At 40.7% G+C, this 18491-nt stretch carries 19 protein-coding genes; 12 read left to right on the plus strand and 7 right to left on the minus strand.

Annotation, left to right across the window (positions count from 1 at the left end):
* Position 1 precedes the first annotated feature (1 nt).
* The 3 genes from DM397_RS08060 (at position 2) to DM397_RS08070 (ending at position 4250) form a co-directional block, all read left to right on the plus strand.
* Positions 2 to 3055: a DNA polymerase III subunit alpha gene (locus DM397_RS08060; RefSeq protein WP_111377039.1), complete on the plus strand. Its 3054-nt coding sequence runs from the start codon at positions 2 to 4 to the stop codon at positions 3053 to 3055.
* Positions 3056 to 3194: 139 nt separating this feature from the next.
* Positions 3195 to 3821: an SOS response-associated peptidase gene (locus DM397_RS08065; protein ID WP_111377040.1), complete on the plus strand. Its 627-nt coding sequence runs from the start codon at positions 3195 to 3197 to the stop codon at positions 3819 to 3821.
* Positions 3822 to 3827: 6 nt separating this feature from the next.
* Complete coding sequence (locus tag DM397_RS08070) at positions 3828 to 4250, plus strand: hypothetical protein (RefSeq protein ID WP_111377041.1); 423 nt, start codon at positions 3828 to 3830, stop codon at positions 4248 to 4250.
* 113 nt (positions 4251 to 4363) lie between these two features.
* Here the strand turns inward: DM397_RS08070 and DM397_RS08075 are convergent, their stop codons facing one another.
* A complete protein-coding gene (locus tag DM397_RS08075; RefSeq protein ID WP_111377042.1) occupies positions 4364 to 4693 on the minus strand; it encodes a hypothetical protein in 330 nt (109 codons plus the stop codon).
* A gap of 223 nt (positions 4694 to 4916) precedes the next feature.
* Between DM397_RS08075 and DM397_RS08080 the strand changes: the two genes are divergently transcribed.
* From DM397_RS08080 to DM397_RS08095, 4 genes are all read left to right on the plus strand, one after another.
* Entirely contained in the window at positions 4917 to 5135 is a 219-nt protein-coding gene (locus DM397_RS08080; RefSeq protein ID WP_111377043.1) for a hypothetical protein, read from the plus strand.
* Between the two features lie 40 nt (positions 5136 to 5175).
* Entirely contained in the window at positions 5176 to 5355 is a 180-nt protein-coding gene (locus DM397_RS08085; protein ID WP_111377095.1) for a DUF3606 domain-containing protein, read from the plus strand.
* A gap of 139 nt (positions 5356 to 5494) precedes the next feature.
* Positions 5495 to 7540, plus strand: a complete 2046-nt coding sequence (gene ligD, locus DM397_RS08090; protein ID WP_239457819.1) for a DNA ligase D — start codon at positions 5495 to 5497, stop codon at positions 7538 to 7540.
* Between the two features lie 61 nt (positions 7541 to 7601).
* A complete protein-coding gene (locus DM397_RS08095; RefSeq protein WP_111377045.1) occupies positions 7602 to 7853 on the plus strand; it encodes a hypothetical protein in 252 nt (83 codons plus the stop codon).
* 143 nt (positions 7854 to 7996) lie between these two features.
* Here DM397_RS08095 and DM397_RS08100 read toward each other — a convergent pair whose 3' ends face one another.
* The 5 genes from DM397_RS08100 to DM397_RS08120 all read right to left on the minus strand — a co-directional run bounded on the left by DM397_RS08100 (position 7997) and on the right by DM397_RS08120 (position 13815).
* Complete coding sequence (locus DM397_RS08100; protein WP_111377046.1) at positions 7997 to 8461, minus strand: hypothetical protein; 465 nt, start codon at positions 8459 to 8461, stop codon at positions 7997 to 7999.
* Between the two features lie 179 nt (positions 8462 to 8640).
* A complete protein-coding gene (locus DM397_RS08105) occupies positions 8641 to 9492 on the minus strand; it encodes an HNH endonuclease family protein (protein WP_111377047.1) in 852 nt (283 codons plus the stop codon).
* Positions 9493 to 11016, minus strand: a complete 1524-nt coding sequence (locus DM397_RS08110) for an AAA family ATPase (RefSeq protein WP_111377048.1) — start codon at positions 11014 to 11016, stop codon at positions 9493 to 9495. It abuts the gene before it with no gap.
* 63 nt (positions 11017 to 11079) lie between these two features.
* The gene (locus DM397_RS08115; RefSeq protein ID WP_111377049.1) at positions 11080 to 12171 is read right to left on the minus strand and encodes a UvrD-helicase domain-containing protein; all 1092 of its coding nucleotides are present in this window, start codon (positions 12169 to 12171) and stop codon (positions 11080 to 11082) included.
* Between the two features lie 3 nt (positions 12172 to 12174).
* Entirely contained in the window at positions 12175 to 13815 is a 1641-nt protein-coding gene (locus DM397_RS08120) for an ATP-dependent nuclease (protein WP_111377050.1), read from the minus strand.
* Positions 13816 to 14350: 535 nt separating this feature from the next.
* On the opposite strand from DM397_RS08120, the gene DM397_RS08130 reads away from it, so the two are divergent.
* From DM397_RS08130 to DM397_RS08150, 5 genes are all read left to right on the plus strand, one after another.
* Positions 14351 to 14740 (plus strand): single-stranded DNA-binding protein, encoded by a 390-nt coding sequence (locus tag DM397_RS08130; RefSeq protein WP_111377052.1) that lies wholly within the window; start codon positions 14351 to 14353, stop codon positions 14738 to 14740.
* Positions 14741 to 14780: 40 nt separating this feature from the next.
* Complete coding sequence (locus tag DM397_RS08135; RefSeq protein ID WP_111377053.1) at positions 14781 to 15143, plus strand: DUF7222 domain-containing protein; 363 nt, start codon at positions 14781 to 14783, stop codon at positions 15141 to 15143.
* A gap of 23 nt (positions 15144 to 15166) precedes the next feature.
* Positions 15167 to 15577 (plus strand): Cas9 inhibitor AcrIIA9 family protein, encoded by a 411-nt coding sequence (locus DM397_RS08140; protein WP_111377054.1) that lies wholly within the window; start codon positions 15167 to 15169, stop codon positions 15575 to 15577.
* Entirely contained in the window at positions 15574 to 16890 is a 1317-nt protein-coding gene (locus DM397_RS08145) for a PcfJ domain-containing protein (RefSeq protein ID WP_111377055.1), read from the plus strand. The genes DM397_RS08140 and DM397_RS08145 overlap by 4 nt, the downstream gene beginning before the upstream one ends.
* A gap of 244 nt (positions 16891 to 17134) precedes the next feature.
* The gene (locus tag DM397_RS08150) at positions 17135 to 17605 is read left to right on the plus strand and encodes a JAB domain-containing protein (protein ID WP_111377056.1); all 471 of its coding nucleotides are present in this window, start codon (positions 17135 to 17137) and stop codon (positions 17603 to 17605) included.
* Between the two features lie 139 nt (positions 17606 to 17744).
* Here DM397_RS08150 and DM397_RS08155 read toward each other — a convergent pair whose 3' ends face one another.
* A complete protein-coding gene (locus DM397_RS08155; protein WP_111377057.1) occupies positions 17745 to 18200 on the minus strand; it encodes a hypothetical protein in 456 nt (151 codons plus the stop codon).
* Positions 18201 to 18491: the final 291 nt, after the last annotated feature.

Raw genomic sequence — 18491 nt, forward strand, 5'->3', positions numbered from 1 at the left:
CATGTATCTCAACTGCCACTCTTTTCACTCCCTGCGTTATGGAACCATACCGCTGGACGAGCTCGTGCCTCAGGCTGCAGCCTGCGGGGTCACCGCTATGGCACTTACCGATATTAATACGGTAACTGGTATTTATGATTTTATTAAGCATTGCGGCCATGCAGGCATCAAACCTATTGTAGGGATGGAATTCCGCTCGGAATTTCAGCTCCGCTATATCGGGCTTGCCCAAAACGCCACCGGGCTCGCCCAGATGAACCGATTTTTGACTGCACATAATTTTGAAAAGAAACCGCTTCCCGAAATTGCGCCTTTTTTTTCGGATGTTTTCGTAATCTATCCCTTGGAGAATGCACCTGATGAGCTGCGCCAAAATGAGTACATCGGTATTCGTCCCGACCAGCTGCAGAAGCTGGTGCTCTCCCAGTGGAGAAAGCGCACCGTAGATATGGTTATCCTCCAGCCTGTCACTTTCCGCACTAAAAAGGAATACAATCTGCACCGCATACTGCGTGCTATCGACCGCAATGTAATTCTCTCCCGACTTGAACCCGGGGATTCCTGCAGCACTTCCGATAAGATGATGCCTCTTTTTGAGCTTATGGAATTTTATAAAGAATATCCGCAGATCACCCAAAACACGCAGAAAATTATTGATGCCTGCAATTTCAGCTATGATTTCCAAACACCCAAAAATAAAAAATATTATACCAACAGCAGAAAAAGCGATATAGACCTTCTGGCCTCTCTGGCAAGGCAGGGGCTTGTATGGCGCTACGGAGCAGAAAACATACGGGCAAGGGAGAGAATGGAAAAGGAACTCAAGGTAATCGGCCAGCTGGAATTCAGCGGCTACTTTCTTATCACCTGGGATATCATCCGTTTCAGCAACAGCCAGGGTTTCCTGCATATCGGCAGGGGAAGCGGCGCCAACAGCATTGTGGCCTACTGTCTGGGCATAACAGATATCTGTCCTTTGGAACTGGATTTATATTTTGAACGTTTTTTAAATGAAAACCGCAAAAGCCCGCCCGATTTTGATATCGACTGGAGCTGGAAGGAACGCGATGTTATTCTGGAATATATCTTTAACCGTTATACTTATGAACATGTGGCCTTTTGCGGCACCAATGTCGAATTCAAATACCGTTCTATTTTCAGGGAAGTCGGAAAAGTATTCGGCCTTCCTAAAGAGGAACTCGATATGCTTGCTAAAAATCCGATGAAATTCCATGAGTCAAATTCAATTGTAAAATTCGTGCAGGAATACGGTATGATGCTTGAGAAATATCCCAACCAGAGAAGCATGCATTCCTGCGGGATTTTGATTTCTGAGGAGCCTATCACTAATTACACGCCCCTTGAAATGCCTCCAAAGGGATTTCCAATTGCGCTCTTTGATATGCATGTGGCAGAAGATATCGGCTTTGAAAAATTTGACATTTTGAGCCAGCGCGGCATCGGACATATCGATGAGAGCGTAAAACTGATCGAAAAAAACAGGGGGATACGTATCAACATCCGTGATACTTCATTATCAAAAAATGAAGCTGCCGCTAATTCCTATCTGGCACAGGGAAAAACAATTGGCTGTTTCTACATTGAGAGCCCTGCCATGCGCGGACTGCTCAGAAGATTAAAATGCGACAACTATAAAACTCTTGTTGCTGCCTCCTCTATAATTCGTCCCGGCGTGGCACAATCCGGTATGATGAAGGAATACATATTCCGCCATAATCATCCGTCAAAATTTGAATACTTCCACCCGGTGTTTCAGCAGCAGCTTGGGGAGACCTACGGCATAATGGTTTATCAGGAGGATGTCATTAAAATTGCCCTTCATTACGGCGGGCTTCCCGCTGCAGACGGCGACATTCTCCGCCGTGCTATGTCAGGAAAAGGGAGATCTAAAGCTGCACTGCAGAAAGTGAAAGAGAATTTCTTTGCCTGCTGTGAAAAGAAAGGACATCCGCGCCAGCTCAGCGAGGAAATATACCGCCAGATAGAATCCTTTGCCGGTTACTCCTTCTGTAAGGCGCACTCTGCTTCCTATGCGGTTGAAAGCTACCAGAGCCTTTACTTAAAGGTCCACTACCCTATAGAATTCATGGTGGCGGTAATCAATAATCAGGGAGGTTTTTACAGGCTGGAAATATATGTGCATGAGGCAAGGATGGCAGGGGCGGTAATCCATAATCCATGCGTTAACAAAAGTACTTTTGAGACCACCCTTTATGGAAATGATGTATATCTTGGTTTTATGCACCTGATGAGCCTGGACTCTAAAATGGCGAAGTTTATAGAATCAGAACGCACTCGAAACGGGGATTTTATCTCCCTGGAAGACTTTATTAACCGCATCCCAATGGGAATAGAAAGCATCAAAATCCTTATTTTCATCGGTGCATTCCGCTTTACCGGAAAAACCAAAAACCAGCTGCTGGTAATTGCAAGCCTGCTTTTAAATAATTTCAAGCCGGAGAACAGGACACCGATGCTGCTGCAGGAACCGGTAAAAGAATATCACCTCCCTACACTTGAAAGGTCTTTATTTGAAGATGCATTTGATGAAATCGAGCTTCTGAGCTTCCCTGTTTCCTGTACGGTCTTTGATCTGCTCCAGACAAAACACCGCGGGGATGTAAAAGTACGCGACCTTCCGTCCTGCCATAAAAAACAGGTTCGGATGCTCGCCTATTTGATTTCCACCAAACAGGTCCCTACAAAAAAAGGCAATATGTATTTCGGCACCTGGATCGATAATGAGGGGGCATATTTTGACACGGCTCATTTTCCTGACTCGCTTGCGCAGTACCCATTTAAAGGCGGAGGCTGTTACCTGCTGCTTGGGATAGTGGAAATTGATTACCATTTTCCAACCATTACCATTCATAAAATGGCAAAAATGCCGTTTATTCCCGATCCCCGCTATATGGATTCGAAAGACCAGTACAGGACACAGGAGCTTATCCGTGAAGATGTCAGCACGACCGAAAGACTGCCCTATCCTCAGGAGCATGAAATCAATCTGCCAAGACATAAAATGAAGACATGATACTTTATAACATTTACAGCCTGCTGCAATATAGCGCTTTAACTTATATTTTCTTAAATTTGATGAAAAGGCGCAGAAGCATAACATTCAGAAGTGGCCTATTGACAACCGAATATTTTACAGAACTAAATTATATCTTATGTGTTATTATACCCAGCAGATGTCAACGATAGACCAGGTAAAAAAAAGATTTCATATCGAGATTGATAACGAGGAAACTTTCCTGCAGACAGATTTTATAAATGGTTTTGCCTATCCCAACCTGCCCGTGATACTGGATATCAGGCCGGATCTTGTCACCACAAACTATACTTGGGGATTTCTTCCCTCATGGGCGAAAGATAAAGACTTTCGAAAAAACACGCTCAACGCAAGGATTGAGACTATTGATGAGAAAGCTTCCTTTAAAGACAGCACCGAGAAACGCTGCCTGATAATTGCAACTGCTTATTACGAGTGGCGCTGGCATGATGAGAAGGGAAAATCCAAACAGAAGTACCAGATCAATTCGCAGGACGAGGAAATCTTTACTTTTGCTGGCCTTTACAATACATGGACGGAACCCTCGACCGGTCAGCAGTTCAATACCTACACCATGCTTACTACAGAAGCAAACGAGGTAATGCAGTATGTGCATAACTATAAAAAAAGGATGCCGATCCTTCTGAACAAAAATGACGAAGCATCCTGGCTTGACCATTCAGTGGCTGTCTCTGAATTTGCCTATCCTTATGAGGCCAAAATAATTGCATTGGAATCAAATTAAGCATATATGCAGCACGATATAGATTATTTCAAAGGGGTAAGCAATCAGGAAATCAATGAGCGGTTTAAAAAAGAGCTGTACTCGAAAACTGAATTTGTCCAGTACAATGACCCGGATGATTTTTTCGATCCCGAGCAGGAATACGGCGATCATATAACCCGGTGCATAGAAAGTGAAAATCAGTTTATAAAAGAAATAATCAGCAGTTCAGCTGCCCAAAATGGAGTGATACTGAGCGGGGAAGAAATTGAAACAATCAGCAGGACTAAAAGAGAGCAGATATATAGCGAAGCCGGAACATTGATTGATGATTATATAGAGCAGGTCTCGGTAACGTATATTGATCCTGTGGGTGAATGCGATCACAAATATCTGATGCAGCGGTGGCTGTGTAAAGGCGTAAAATATCTCCGCTCGCTGATCAGATAATGCCGCTTTTAATTCGCGGGCTCCTATTCTGTATCTTTATCCGAAAATAATAAAAGCTCTGCCTCAAAAATTTAATCATTTAGATAATTTTCCTACCTCTTCTCCCTGCCATCTTATAGGTATATAGTAATGTCTTTTTCGTCTTTTCGGATTTCAGCACGGCATTCTTTAAGCATATTCAAAGCAAGCGCTTCCACCTGCAATTCGTCCAGCCCTTCATATCCAATTGGATGTTCCGTATCGAAATGGATGTCGATAAAAGTAAGACCGCGACTGACCGCTTCCATATCGTCGCTTATGATATCACAGTGATTGTCGATTTCCCGTCCAAAATATTCAACCTGCGTCAGCCCACGGTTGATAAGTGCAGCAACAAAATCACTTGAAATACTTTCGGGCAGTACAGTTTTCGCTGCCGATAAAACAATAGTATGCTGTTCCATGAGATTGTTTTTTTTTTGTTCAACACTCTAATTTACAAATTATTAAACAGATTTTCTAAAAAATCGTTAAGCCATTTAATTTTAAAATCCAATGGCGTTCTTTTTATTAGTGATGTTATTATTCCGGCGCATGATAATTAAATAACATCTTAAAATAGTCCTGTAAGCACATTGCACCTTATCTGCTTAATTTTAAGATGATTAATTATAAAATACTAACATCATGGAAAATAGAAATAATTTCAGTGCTGAAGAACTGCAGAAGTGCCCATACCACCAAATGCTCAGCGCGCAGGAGAATGAAGGCGAAAATCAGAATGAAAACACAGGGGACTGGGGCGATATTGATGAAAGCGACCAGGACGGCACCAGCCCTAAGCGCAATGAAAAAAACAGCGGTAATCCATCAGATGCAGGTTCGGGCAGAAACACAAATACCTGACAGGTAATGTAATAAATTATTAATCTAAAATCAAATGGCCATGAGCGACGATTTAAACAAAAAAGGACAGCAGGACCGGTCACGCATTAATATGAACGAGGATCACGAGGTAGCCTACTGGACAGAAAAATTCAATGTCAGCAGGGAAGAACTGCAGAGAGCAGTTGACCAGGCAGGAAATTCTGCCGATGCTGTTGCGCAGTTGCTGCGCTCGAAATAGCACAAGCCTGTACTTTATACAAATCCCCGTCATATGCCACATATGCAACGGGGATTTTTTGTCTTTTGCTTCCAATGCAACGGCAGCGTTAAATATCGCAGCTGGCTTCACATTTTATTTATTATTCAAAACAATGAAAATGGCAAAGAAAAAAATTTCAAATGGCAGTCAGGAGCTGAAAGCACTTCTGCAGGCCGGCACGCCCGCTGCAATGCCCGCAGGTATAAAGCCCATGCTGGCCACACTGGTAAATGAGCCCTTCGATGATCCCCTTTGGATTTATGAAGTAAAATGGGATGGATACCGCTCGATCGCCTATATCAATAAGGGAGAGGTTTCACTTTCCTCCCGCAACAATAAACCTTTTACCGACAAATATTATCCAGTCACAAACGCATTACAGCACTGGAAAAACAATGCTGTACTGGATGGGGAAATTTTGGTAATCCAGGAGGACGGAAAAGCAGATTTCAGCGCGCTTCAGAACTGGCGCAGCGAAGCGGACGGACACCTGGTTTTTTACGTTTTTGATATTCTGTGGTACAACGGAATAAACATTATGGATCTGGAACTCTCCAAGCGCCAGCTTATACTAAAACAGATACTCCCACATGGTGACGACAGGATCCGCCTGAGCCAGCCTTTCAGCGGCGGGATAGACTTCTTTGAGACTGCCTCAAAAATGGGGCTTGAAGGCATTATGGCCAAAAGGAAAGATTCCCTCTACAGCCCTGACAGCCGAAACAAACAGTGGCTTAAAATCAAGGCAAACAAAAGACAGGAAGTCGTTATTGCAGGATATACCAAAAATGATTCTTCTTCCAAGCTTTTCAGTTCGCTCCTCCTGGGTGTTTATCAAAATGGGCAGCTGGTCTATATGGGCAAAGTCGGGACCGGATTTACCGATAAAATGCAGCGTGAAATGATGGACCAGTTCAAACCGCTTGTAACCAAAACAATTCCCTTCGCATCAGAGCCGGATATAAACAAGCCGTCACGTTTCCGTCCCAACCCTCCGCATGCCCAGGCAGTCTGGCTCAAGCCCGTTTTGGTCTGCGAGGTCAGCTTTGCAGAAATCACCTCTGACGGGGTTTTCCGCCACCCTTCTTTTGAAGGCATGCGAACCGATAAAAAAGCAGGTGATGTCGTACTTGAAAAAGAAGACTCGGCTTCATCCATCGTTAAAGATGCTAAAACCAGCGGGAAGAAGTCCGTCTCCTCGCCTCTTACGGCGCCAGGGAAATCCGCGCGCGGCACTCTGCTGAATCCGTCAGAGGAAACGCAGACCAAGAAAATTAAAGGCCATAATCTCACCTTTTCCAACTTAAGCAAAATCTATTGGCCAGAGGACGGTTTCACCAAACGTGACATGTTCAACTATTATTATCAGGCCGCAGAATTCATCCTGCCCTATCTCAAAGACCGTCCTTTGTCGCTGAACCGCTTTCCCGGCGGTATCCACGGCAAAAGTTTCTACCAGAAAGATGTCAAAGGAAAAGCTCCCGAATGGGCAGATACTTTTCCCTACACCACAAGTGACGGGGAAAGCAAGGAATTCCTTGTCGGGGACGATGAAAAGACACTTTTGTATATGGCATCGCTCGGCTGCATTGAAATGAACCCGTGGTTCAGCCGCGTGCAGCATCCCGACAATCCTGATTACTGCGTCATTGACCTTGATCCGGACCAGAATACTTTCGAACAGGTCATCCGAGCTGCCTGCGAGGTGAAAAATGTACTCGATGCGCTGGAAATCACGGGCTATGTGAAGACATCTGGGTCAACGGGAATTCATATTTATATCCCGCTGGGAGGCAAATACAGCTACGACCAGTCGCAAATGTTCGGCAAAATGATCGTATCGATCGTTCATTCACAGCTTCCGGATTTCACAAGCCTGGAACGCCAGATTAAAAACCGCAGCGGAAAGATGTACCTTGATTTTCTTCAGAACCGTTCGGGTGCAACCATTGCATGCCCCTATTCGCTTCGTCCTAAACCGGGAGCCACGGTATCCATGCCCCTGCACTGGGAAGAGGTTAAAAAGGGACTGGCCATGAAAGATTTCACCATCGAGAATTCCATCGCCCGCATGAGGTCTGAAGGCGACATTTTCAAAGGATCGCTAAAAAAAGGAATTGATATGAAAAAAGCGGTGGCAAAAGCCCAGAGCATCTTTTTTTGAATTTCCGTCTTTTGAAATTCAAACAGATAAAAATGCATTTTAATAAATAAAAAATTTAATTATGACCACAGCCTACTTTCTTACCTCGGGACTGCCGGATATGTATCAGGCAGTGCTGACCGATATTGCCGACAACAGCAAATATCTCTGGGCCGCCTCGCAGCCTACATTTTTAAAGTGCCTCGATGCAATGGAAGAATTTCTTGCCGACAATTTTATAGTCCTTTACAGCAAAATACTGACTTCTGCGGAGCGTGACCCGCTCATCGACAAGGAACTGGAAGGGTTTATTTTAAACCATCTGGAATATTAGCAGCTTAGTGGCGACCGACCATTTCCCGCAGCTGGCTGTTCACTATTCAAATTTTTAAGCCGGTTGGATGTAAAATATAATCTTCTGGTTTTAGAGGTCCGTGGAAATTTAAGGTCATGAACTAACTCCTGCAAAATAATAAATCAGTCAAGTATGCCTTTTCCAAATATCTTCTCTATCTGGAATATATAGCTGTTCAATATCGGCGTTGAAAGGAAAAAGCGGCTCACTGCCGCAGCTTTTGCATCCAGCTTTTGATTGTCAAATGACCGTTCCAGCAGCGTCGTGTAATCCCGAAGCTGGTCTTCATCCAATATTCTGCGCAGCTCCCTTTCGGTATTCACATAGGATTTGAGCATCGGAAAATCATTGTTATTGTCCTCTTCATATCTGTCAAGACCTGCTTTTACTGCATCAAATTCACTTCTAAACAGCAGCAGAACCTCAGCCATATTAGTCCCGTAAAAGATATTGGGCACCAGTCCCGCTTTATAATTTGCATAATGCTCCTGAGAGGACATCGGATTCTCGAGATACTGTTCAAAGGTCTGGATTCGGAATATATAATCTGTTTCAAAGATGTTACGGTCTTGATAATCAATGTCCATAGAGTCTGATGTTTAATGGATATATAAAAATAGCTAATTTTTCAATTGTAGTCAACTAAAATATTGTGTTCCCTTAATGTCCAATTTGACGTTTTAAATAATCTCTTAGAGTCTTGAAATTTATTGCTGAAATTTGTGAAAGCAATGCTTTTTGAGATCCTTTCTGCTAAACATTCTTGCTAACTTGCAATGGAACGAAAACCTCCAGAACAAAACCAATCATCTTCCGATAGGGTTCTATACATTACACTCTCCCATGAATTAAGGTTAACCTGTTCATTTGAAACGGCCTCCGCTTCCAGATACCTTTTAACACCTGGAGTGCCTTCAGTACTAGAAAAAATCCTTTCTAAATTGTACTTCATCCCTGATAATCGTCTTGCTGCTTGGGATGCATATAAAATATTTAAATTAAAACAGTCTAAGTGTGAAGCTACTCTCGCTGAAAGCAAAGCGCTCCATGTTGAATGAGGAGAAACCCTATATGTTAATGTGAGTGGCGTTGTTCTATTTACGTCAGCAATTAGCCATTTTACATTTTCAATGTCATCATAATAAGGATGCAGGGTTTCATCATTTGGACCACTCGGGCAATCTGCTAATTTGCCGGTATTGCAGTCTTTGCATGAAGGAACTAAATTGACAGGCACTACCGAAAGTCTTGGAAACTTGGTTTTTGGAAGATAATGATCTAATGTAGTGGCTTCTCCATGAGAACATAAGGGACATAACCCATTAGGTGCGGATGAAATAAGTTTGTCGTAGTACACACGTCCTTGCGGTTTGGCGACCATTTGGCCTGTATACAATTTTTTCAATTCCTTATTTGTCACATTTCCATTAATTAACGTCTCAATTGCAATTGTGTGGATCTGTCCTTTAGTAATTTTATTATCAAATTCATCCTCAGCTGCATTTATTAATGCCTGGCAGGCAGTAAGTCTAGCTCTAAATGCTGCATTTCCTACTGTACTGACACAGACAGGAAACACAACGGCTGCCGTTATTATTGGTTTATTTATTTTACGCACTTATTTTTTATTTGCAATTAAAGCCATTAGAATCGATTTTGCCTCAGCTCCAAGCTGATTGCCGAATAATTCTAATACCTGTTCATAACTATAATCATTGTTTTCAACTATATCTGTCATCATCTTATAAAAACCCGAATTTGTAACTTCCAGGCCAAATACATCATTAGTCAAAACACCGACATTCTCTCCAAATGATTCTCTGGTTAAGCGGTCAGAAACCATCACATTTCCGCTTCTTCTTATTTTCCATACACAGCTTCTTGGAACTTCTTGCAGAATTACGGGTGAATGTGTAGAAATAATAGCCACCCCATTTGTTTTAATAAGCAGATCCGATACGGCACGTATGAATGCCGACAAAAGCGGCGGATGTAGATGGGCTTCTGGCTCATCCATTAAAACAAGACTTTTCTCCTGCAGCTTTTCAACTAGCTTTGTAATTGTTAGCAGTATTATTTTATGTCCAGAACTAAGTCTTCTAAAAGCTGTAATTATGATCTCCTTCTTAGCCTGTAAATCTTCATTCAGGATCATATCAGCGAATCCTTCCCTCTGAAAATTTGGATCTGACTCTAAGGTTTCAATCGCTTCGATAAGTCTTGGGATCAGTCTTCTTGATCTACATACTTTTATGCTCTCAAAAAATTCTTCCGAGAGAATACCTAAATCTTTGATATCAATACCGGAATGAAATTCATTAATTTCTCGCAGACCAATGTATGAATATTTCATACCATTAATAAAATCTAGATTTTCAGGAATATCCAATTCATCAAAAACACTAAAAGAAACTGAAATCAAGTTTGCAAATGAATTCTCCTCAAGATCATACTTGTTGATTTGATTAAAATGAAATGTACCAGGTATAGAAAGAAAATCTGATGGAACCAAAAGCGAATGTATCATATTATCGATCAGGGTCGTTTTACCCGCACCATTGCGTCCAATTAAAACGTGTATGTTTGTTGGAGGCATCGATTCTGGTATTACATCAAATAAAAAATCCAAAGACTCGGTCATTGCTCTTTCTTCGGTTATAAACCTAAAACTGTATGGTGTCAATCTGGCGCCGCCTTTGGCCATTCTTCTGAACTGCCCTGTTATAGTATTAGGATGAAGATCTCTGAGAAAAGATACTTCGAAAACCTTCTCATCTTTTACCATGTTGAAAACATCTGGCTTTTTAGCAATATCATTTAATCGGTCTAGAATTAAATTCCGCAATTCATCACCAAGTTTATTGAGCTGCTCATAATATTCCTCTGAATTTCCAACAGAAAAATAATTGTCCCCAACATATTCAAAGACATCTCCAATATCATAAACCCTGTCCCGTTCTTCTTGGCCTTTAAAGCCAATTTTCAACACGCCTATATCGTGTTTTTGTGATGCATCATCAACATAAAAAATTCCAAATAAAGTATAGAAACTGTAGTCGTTCCAGTTGTCCCATACAAGACATACCTCATTTTTTGTTTCGGGATTAAATTCTCCCCAGGTATCTAAGATTCTAAAAATCATTTTATATTCTTATAATTAGTATTGAGTACTAGATTGTTTAGCTTTCTAGTTTATATGCTCTTTTTATTTTTCCAGATCATAGTTAATTATATCAGCTGCGGCAGTGCTGCTATTAAAGTTGTAAACTACGGCGACACTGTATCGTGCACGCGTAATGGCAACATATAATTTAGAGCGGCTGGTATCGGCCAGTTCACTGTTACTGTCTAAGAACCATTGTATATATGGCTTGGTGGGATAAATTAAAACCCTATCAAAGGAAAGCCCTTTGGATTCTCCAAAATTCATAACCGGATATTTATCATTTACTTTCTGCCGTCTGCTGTCTCTCAATTGAAGGGGACTATAACGTTTTAAGTAATTTTCTAAATCTTTTTCTCTGACAAAAAAGATCCCGTCATGACCTGTTATGCTGTCATTCCCGCTTTTTACCGTTGAAAGTTTACTATATAGCTTATTAGATAAACTGCAGATTAAATCATTACATCTGTAATTAACTTGCAGCGAGGTCTGATCACTTTCAATTTTGATGGATTTATCCTCGAAGAAGTAATTTACAATATTGGCTTTTTTATATCTTGCATGTTTTGCAGAACTGTTGGTCGAATATGTTGCCTGTCTGGGATCTCCAACTAGAATTACTTCGGTATCAGAACTAAAAAGCAATTTTAGAATTTCGAGATCATAACCTGCAAGGTCCTGGACCTCATCAATAAATATCTTTGGAAATATTTTTGATATTCGTTTTATAACTGCCTGCCGGCCTATACTGTTAGAAGTACACACAAATTCAGATATCTTATCTGAATAAATTTTTACATCTTTTGTAAAGTAATAATTTTCAACATCACTTTTAGCAACATACATTGCTGATTTTTTATTAACTAAAATAAGTCCATTGATTCGTTTTTCAAAAACAGCACCTTGAAAGGGACGCACACCATGCTGCAAAAGAAATGAAAACCATGTTTGCACCGTAATATTATCGGGAATATAATTTAGTTTCTCAATAATTTTTTTTCTGATTTCCGCTTCATTTGCCTGGGTATAAGTTGTAATTAAAACCTTTTTTTCAGAGGTCTTTATTGCTTCTTCAATCAAATACGTCGTTTTTCCTGAACCGGCCGCGGCAATTATTAGTTTATTGTTTTCCATTTTTTACCTGATTGATTCTAAAATATATCCCGGAAATTTTATGGACCGAGCGGTGTCAAAAATTTTTAATGCACAATCCGTTTTATTGGCTCGCATATGTCTGTGCATTTCATTAACGTCTGTAAAGGACTTTCCAAAAAGTTTATTTAATGCATTAAGTCCATTCGCTTTTAAAAACTTTGGCTCCAGTGTATTATAATTGAAATCTTTGGTGCCAATTTTTAGTGAACCGGTATCTACCTCCGTATCAAAACAGATTTTTATGTTCTCTTTTGCATTCTCTCCGAGATAGTCTTTATATTTTTCTCCCAAAGCCTCTACGTCACCATCGTTATCTGTTACAACCCTGACTTCTTTGTCAAGCTTCTCGGCTATCTCAAGAAATCTTAGAAATGATGTGCCGACTGAAATCACATCTATTCCTTTTTCAATCGGCAGCAGACCTCCATTTTCATTCATAAATGCTTTCTGCACCACTAATTCATCTGAATCTCCTTCAACTAATATGGCTTTTTTACAAAGTATCAGTCGCAGGGTGTCATATCCTGCAAGCTTTTCAAAAAACAATTCTGTATCTGCTGAGAGATCCTTCAGTTTGATTGTCTTTTTATTATTTAAAAATATTAAATTCTCTAATCCCAGTTTATTGGAAACAAAACTGCTGTGCGTGGAAACTAGTATCTGCTTATTTTCTCCCCCATCTTTGATATCTGAAATTAATTGGTTTAAGTTTGAATGCGACAGATGGTTTTCAGGCTCTTCAAGCAAAATTATGCTTGCTTCCTTTGCCTTTTTATGGCTTAATGCTAACTTGGTCTTAATGATGCACTGTTCCCCCTTCCCGATAAAATGAAAAGGAATATCGTCCAAATATGTCATTAAACTGCTTTCCCATGCATTTTTAGAAGATAATTCGACAGATATTTCCACTTTCTTATGTGATATTTTTGAAGCTTCTAAAATCTTTTTATTTATTTTCTTTATAGGTTCATCTGAATTAAAAAAATCCTTCATTTTTCGATGAGACTGGGATATTTCAACAATTTCATTTGACTCGAGAAACTCTTTAATTATTCTCGATATATAAATGTCCGATCCATTTTGAAATTTGCTGCTTGACGAGTCAATTAATGCCGATTTAACTGGAATTGTTCTTACCGTTATATTCTCATCGCGGGCAAAACTTGACCATAGAATGCTGTAATACTCAATCGGCAGAGATTTAACCCCTCCTATTTTAATTAATTCTTCGTACTCTCTTTTATACTTTTCATCGAAAGAAATTTTCAGAAAAAACCCCTTAGAATTAGATTTTTCACTATTCATATCTCCTTCAAACAGATCCAGACTATCACCCTCTAAGTAGATTTCAATTAGTATATGCGGAGGAGCACAGCCTACACCTTTTTGAAGATCAGAAAGATATTCTTCAACAGCCTGATGATTAAAAATATACTGCGTTAGTTCAGCACTTAAATACCTGCCATTCATCAATCCAGTCAAAGCCAAGTGGATTGCTTCAATAATTGTTGATTTACCGGCTTCATTGTCTCCAACAATTATGTTGGTGCCATTTTCAAGCAGCAGATTGAATTCGCCTTTGAAACTCTTGAAATTTTCTATGTGAATCTTTGATATGTGCATATATTTACAAGTTAATATTCATCTATCTCTATTTTAATTAGCGGTATAAACTACAGCGCCGGTCGAATTAGCAAATATCAATATTTTCCTTCAAGTCACATTACGTAAAACCGTAATTGATGTTTTAATAGTAAGTTTCCAAAAATATTGATTAAGGCGAATTAACGCCTAAGTATTTTTACCTGAATTAGCACGTCTTCAAATTTTCTTCATTTGGTTTCGCCCAAGGAAATTATTATATGGACAAATCGTGTTTGGAAGGCTTTAAAATCATTTGTTTGTCCATTTAAAATCAGGTTTAAAATTATTTTCATTCGAAACGGGTTAAAAGGGCAGCCAAGATAGTGCCCCCCGGACGCTGCATGCGCATAACGGCTCCGTTTCCCTCCGCCGCCCTTCGGGACTTATAGCACTCCGCATCCTCAAGCGGTCCACTTGATTCTTGCTTTCTTTTTTCCCGTTTTTTCTTTTGAAAATATTCTTTGGGAGAGGGAGAAAGAGACTTGAAAATTTTACTCACTTAAATTTTAAAATCATGGAAATCATTGGAAGACTTACAAAAGATGCCGTAGTGGCAAAAGTAAACGCAGAAAGACAGGTGGTTAATTTCTCGATCGCCGTAAACGACAGCTACAAACCTAAAAACAGTACCGAGGTTAAAAAAATAGTGACCTATATTGACTGTTCCTACTGGCTTTCGACAGGCGTGGCGCAGTATCTTAAAAAAGGAACTGCCGTGGAGCTGTTCGGACGAATCGGTCTGAATGTCTACATCGGAAATGATTCGCTGGCGCATGGAAGCCTGACCTTTCACACCTCTAACATCAAGATTATTGCGTTTGTCAGCGATAATCCCTCAGCGCCTAAGCAAAATAATGCAGTTTCAAAACAGGATGAAAGAGACCCCGACGACCTGCCTTTCTAAGGTCGGAATTTAAATGTATAAGCCTAAAAAAATAATAGTTATGTACGCCTTTTCAAAATCAATATACACCGAATATCCTGTAAGCAGGGTATTTAATAAAATCATTCTCTCAGATTTAGGTTCTTATGACGGCACTAAAAAAGAACAACTCAAATCCTTTTTGGAGGATTTGCAGAGAGTGGGATGCATCAGCGGAATGATAGGAGATTTCATCTATCACGCAGACTGCAAAAATTTCTATATCAGACATCTTGATGATTTGGAAAATATCCGAGAAGAAATCGAGGATTCCCTCGGCGAAGCGGTGAAAAACCGCCACCGCCTGCCCCATTACACTTTTATGTGCTGGTTATGCTTCGAGGAATACTGTTTTGACATCTACAGAAGCTCTTTTGAGAAATAGCCGATAATCCTAAAACATTCCTTATGAAAGGTTCAGAAAAATTCAAAAAAAGGATAGAGGATTTCTTGAAAGGGAAATCCCAGTCGGATTCCGCTTTTGCGCCTATGCTCGAAAAGGCTTCAAAGAATCTTGAGAACTGCCTTAAATACATCATCTCAGAAGTAAAGAAAACGGGCGAATGCGCCTTTGACGACAGCGAGATTTTCGATATGGCGCTAACATACTACACCGACGACACTATCGGAAATATCCCCGAAATCAAATGCACGGTAACTACAAATCAGCCTAAAGAGGCTGATTTGTTCTCTCCTCCCGCCCCTATTGCAGAAAAAGCCGAACAAATAATTTCCGATGCACCCTTTCCTGCAAAAGACATTCCCTTGCAGAGGACCGCCAGACAGGCACAGACAACCCTAACGCTTTTTGAACTATGACACCAAAAACCATCATCGAAAAACAGATTACAGCGCTGAGCGCATCCCTCGCACCTATATCTGCTGATATGACCGCTTGGGCGGAAAATAATATTTTCCTTAAATGGGGTGTTCTCTCTCGTGGAAAATTCCATTGTTTGGACTGCTGTCACGCTTGGAAGCCCGAGTGCAGTACCCCCGAATGCCAGGACTATATCAAATGCTCGGCTTGCCGTGGAAAGCTTAAGATGCAGCCTTATAACAAAACGCATTTCAAGGAAATTGAATACTCGGCTTTTTTGGATACCGCATCAGATTTTCAGGTCGTTCGCATCATCTGCTCCCACAAGCAGATGAAGAAAGGTTTTGCGCCGACCTATTTTCACAAAGAGGTCATGCAGCATTGGATTAATCCTAAAGGAGAAGTGCGCACCATGTCGCTGAGCTGTAACGTGTTTTCTCAGGCGTACGACCAGTGGAAATATTATTCTCCCCTTGAAATAAGACCAAAGGATTTTCAGAACTCGCCAAAGTACCGAATATCCCCTTACAGGGTTTATCCGAAACTGAAAGTTATCAGCTCTCTAAAAAGAAACGGATTCAAGACCGCTTTTCACAATATCGCACCGCAGATACTTTTTTCTGCCCTGCTGAAAGATTCACTTGCTGAAACGCTCTTGAAATCATCTCAGATTTGCATGCTGAGATATTATCTGACTTCTAGTGAACAGCATCTCAAACAGAACTGGCAGGCGGTAAAAACCTGCCTTAAGCATGGATATGTTATTTCCGACTACAGGATTTGGGAGGATTATATTAGCCTTTTAAGATGGTTCAATAAAGACCTCAGCTGTCCGCTGTATGTCTGTCCTGAAAACCTGACCGAATCCCACGACAGGCTCGTACTCAAGAAAAGGGCTATTCAGCGCAAAAAATACCTCACTCAGATGCGCTCGGAAATACTTCAGGCGCAGAGTGTTTATGCCGAGGAGAAAAAGGAATTTTTCGGACTTAGTTTTACTGATAAAAGCCTTACCGTCTCGGTAATCGAAAATGTGCAGGAATTTATGGAAGAGGGCGACAACCTCAGCCACTGCGTGTTTACCAACGAGTACTACAAGAAAAAAAATTCCCTTATACTATCGGCTAAAGTGGATAACTGCTCTGTTGAAACTATTGAGCTATCTCTTAAATATATGGAAATCATCCAGTGCAGGGGATTGAAAAATAATGCATCAAAACATCATCAGCAGATTTTACGGCTTATGAACCGAAATCTATGCCAGATCAAGGCTCGTATGAAGAAAAAGGCAAAGACAGCCAAAGAAATTTAAAGCCGGACCTATTCCGGCTTTTTTCCGGCGGAGCAGACACTAAAAGGGCGGGCAGCCTTTCTCAGGGACAAAGCGTGATAGGTTTGGATTGAATACCATCACAAATTTCGGGCACAGCACGCGGTTCACCTGCAAAAAATTCCCACATAAATGCGAAGCTCCGCTTCGCTTTATTGCGTTGCTTTTTGCGCTTGCTCTGCTCTGCCCGCCAGAAGTGCTGTTATTAATCTTAAATCATTGCACCATGAAAACAGCGGCAGAAACCCAGAAATTGGACATCATTTCAGAAATTGAACTGATATACAGATCAAAAGTCAGAGCATCAGAGCGCCCCCAAATCACATCATCCCGAAGAGCCTACGAAGTGACGCTCCAGAACTGGGACGAAAATAAAATTGAATTTATCGAGCAGTGCAAAGTCATGCTGCTCACCCAGTCACACAAAGTGCTCGGAATCTACGAAATGTCATCAGGTGGCATAGCGGGAACTGTTGTGGATATCCGCCTTCTTTTTACGGCCGCGCTGAGGGCCGCCGCGGTTAATGTAATCCTTATCCACAATCATCCCTCCGGAAATACAGCTCCTTCCGCTGCTGACAGACAGATAACCGCCAAAGCAGTTCAGGCCGGACAGTTTCTCGATTTGAAAATCGTGGATCATCTGATCATATCGCCTGAATTCTATTACTCATTTGCAGACGACGGCGCCCTTTAGCGCTGTTATTTTTTAAAAAAAATCCGCCGTCTGCGTAACGGCGGAATTTTTTATGTTTCGTTCTGCACCAAAGTACTTGGAAAAGTGCGGTTGATGCGCAATCGAAAGACTGCGGAACGCAATCTCCGCCGAAAAATGCTCAATAGCTGTGCTTGATCAGATAACTCTGTACAACCATGTCAAAAATGTTGTTTTCAACCACGACCTCTTGGAATATTCCAACCTGAATCTCCGCATCAAGTTCCTGTTCATTCATAGTCTGGGCATCGGCTATATAAAATTTCCATGACAGCAGATCAATCTTATCCTGATGTTCAAATAGCAATTGTGCAAGCTCCAATTCCGATGGTTCGGCATTTTTAAGATCAGCCCATTTGTCAAAATTTGCAATTTTTGCAATGATGTGCTGCGCCTTCATCAGCGTAAAATTGTCTTCGTCAATATCATAGTCCGAAATGATATCATAAATGTGAAAGAAATTTGGCTCGTAATCGTACTTGAAATCGCCTATCGCTTTTTCAGAACGAGGTGTTCTGGTGTTGTAATCTCTAAAAAGATTTTTTGCTTGAAGTTTAAAATACTCAATAGTTTCCATAATATAATCCTTTAATTCCAAAGATTACTATCCTGAAGATTTTGCGTTTGTAAACTTTTGCCGGATAATAAGCTCTGAGGTTATATTATCTACAAATTGGCTGATAAAATCTTTGCACAAACGAGCAGGCATGCCAAAAAACCTTAGACAAATATAGCAAAATTTTTAAAGCTGTTCAAAAATCTTCAAAAAAAAAAACTCACAATGAATTAGAAAACAGCAAAATACATTTAGACAAGACAAATCCATTATTAATCAGGGTCCCAAAACACAAGATAAAAAAAACCTTTT

The sequence above is a fragment of the Flavobacterium nitrogenifigens genome (genome assembly GCF_003254565.1).
GTDB lineage: Bacteria > Bacteroidota > Bacteroidia > Flavobacteriales > Flavobacteriaceae > Flavobacterium > Flavobacterium nitrogenifigens.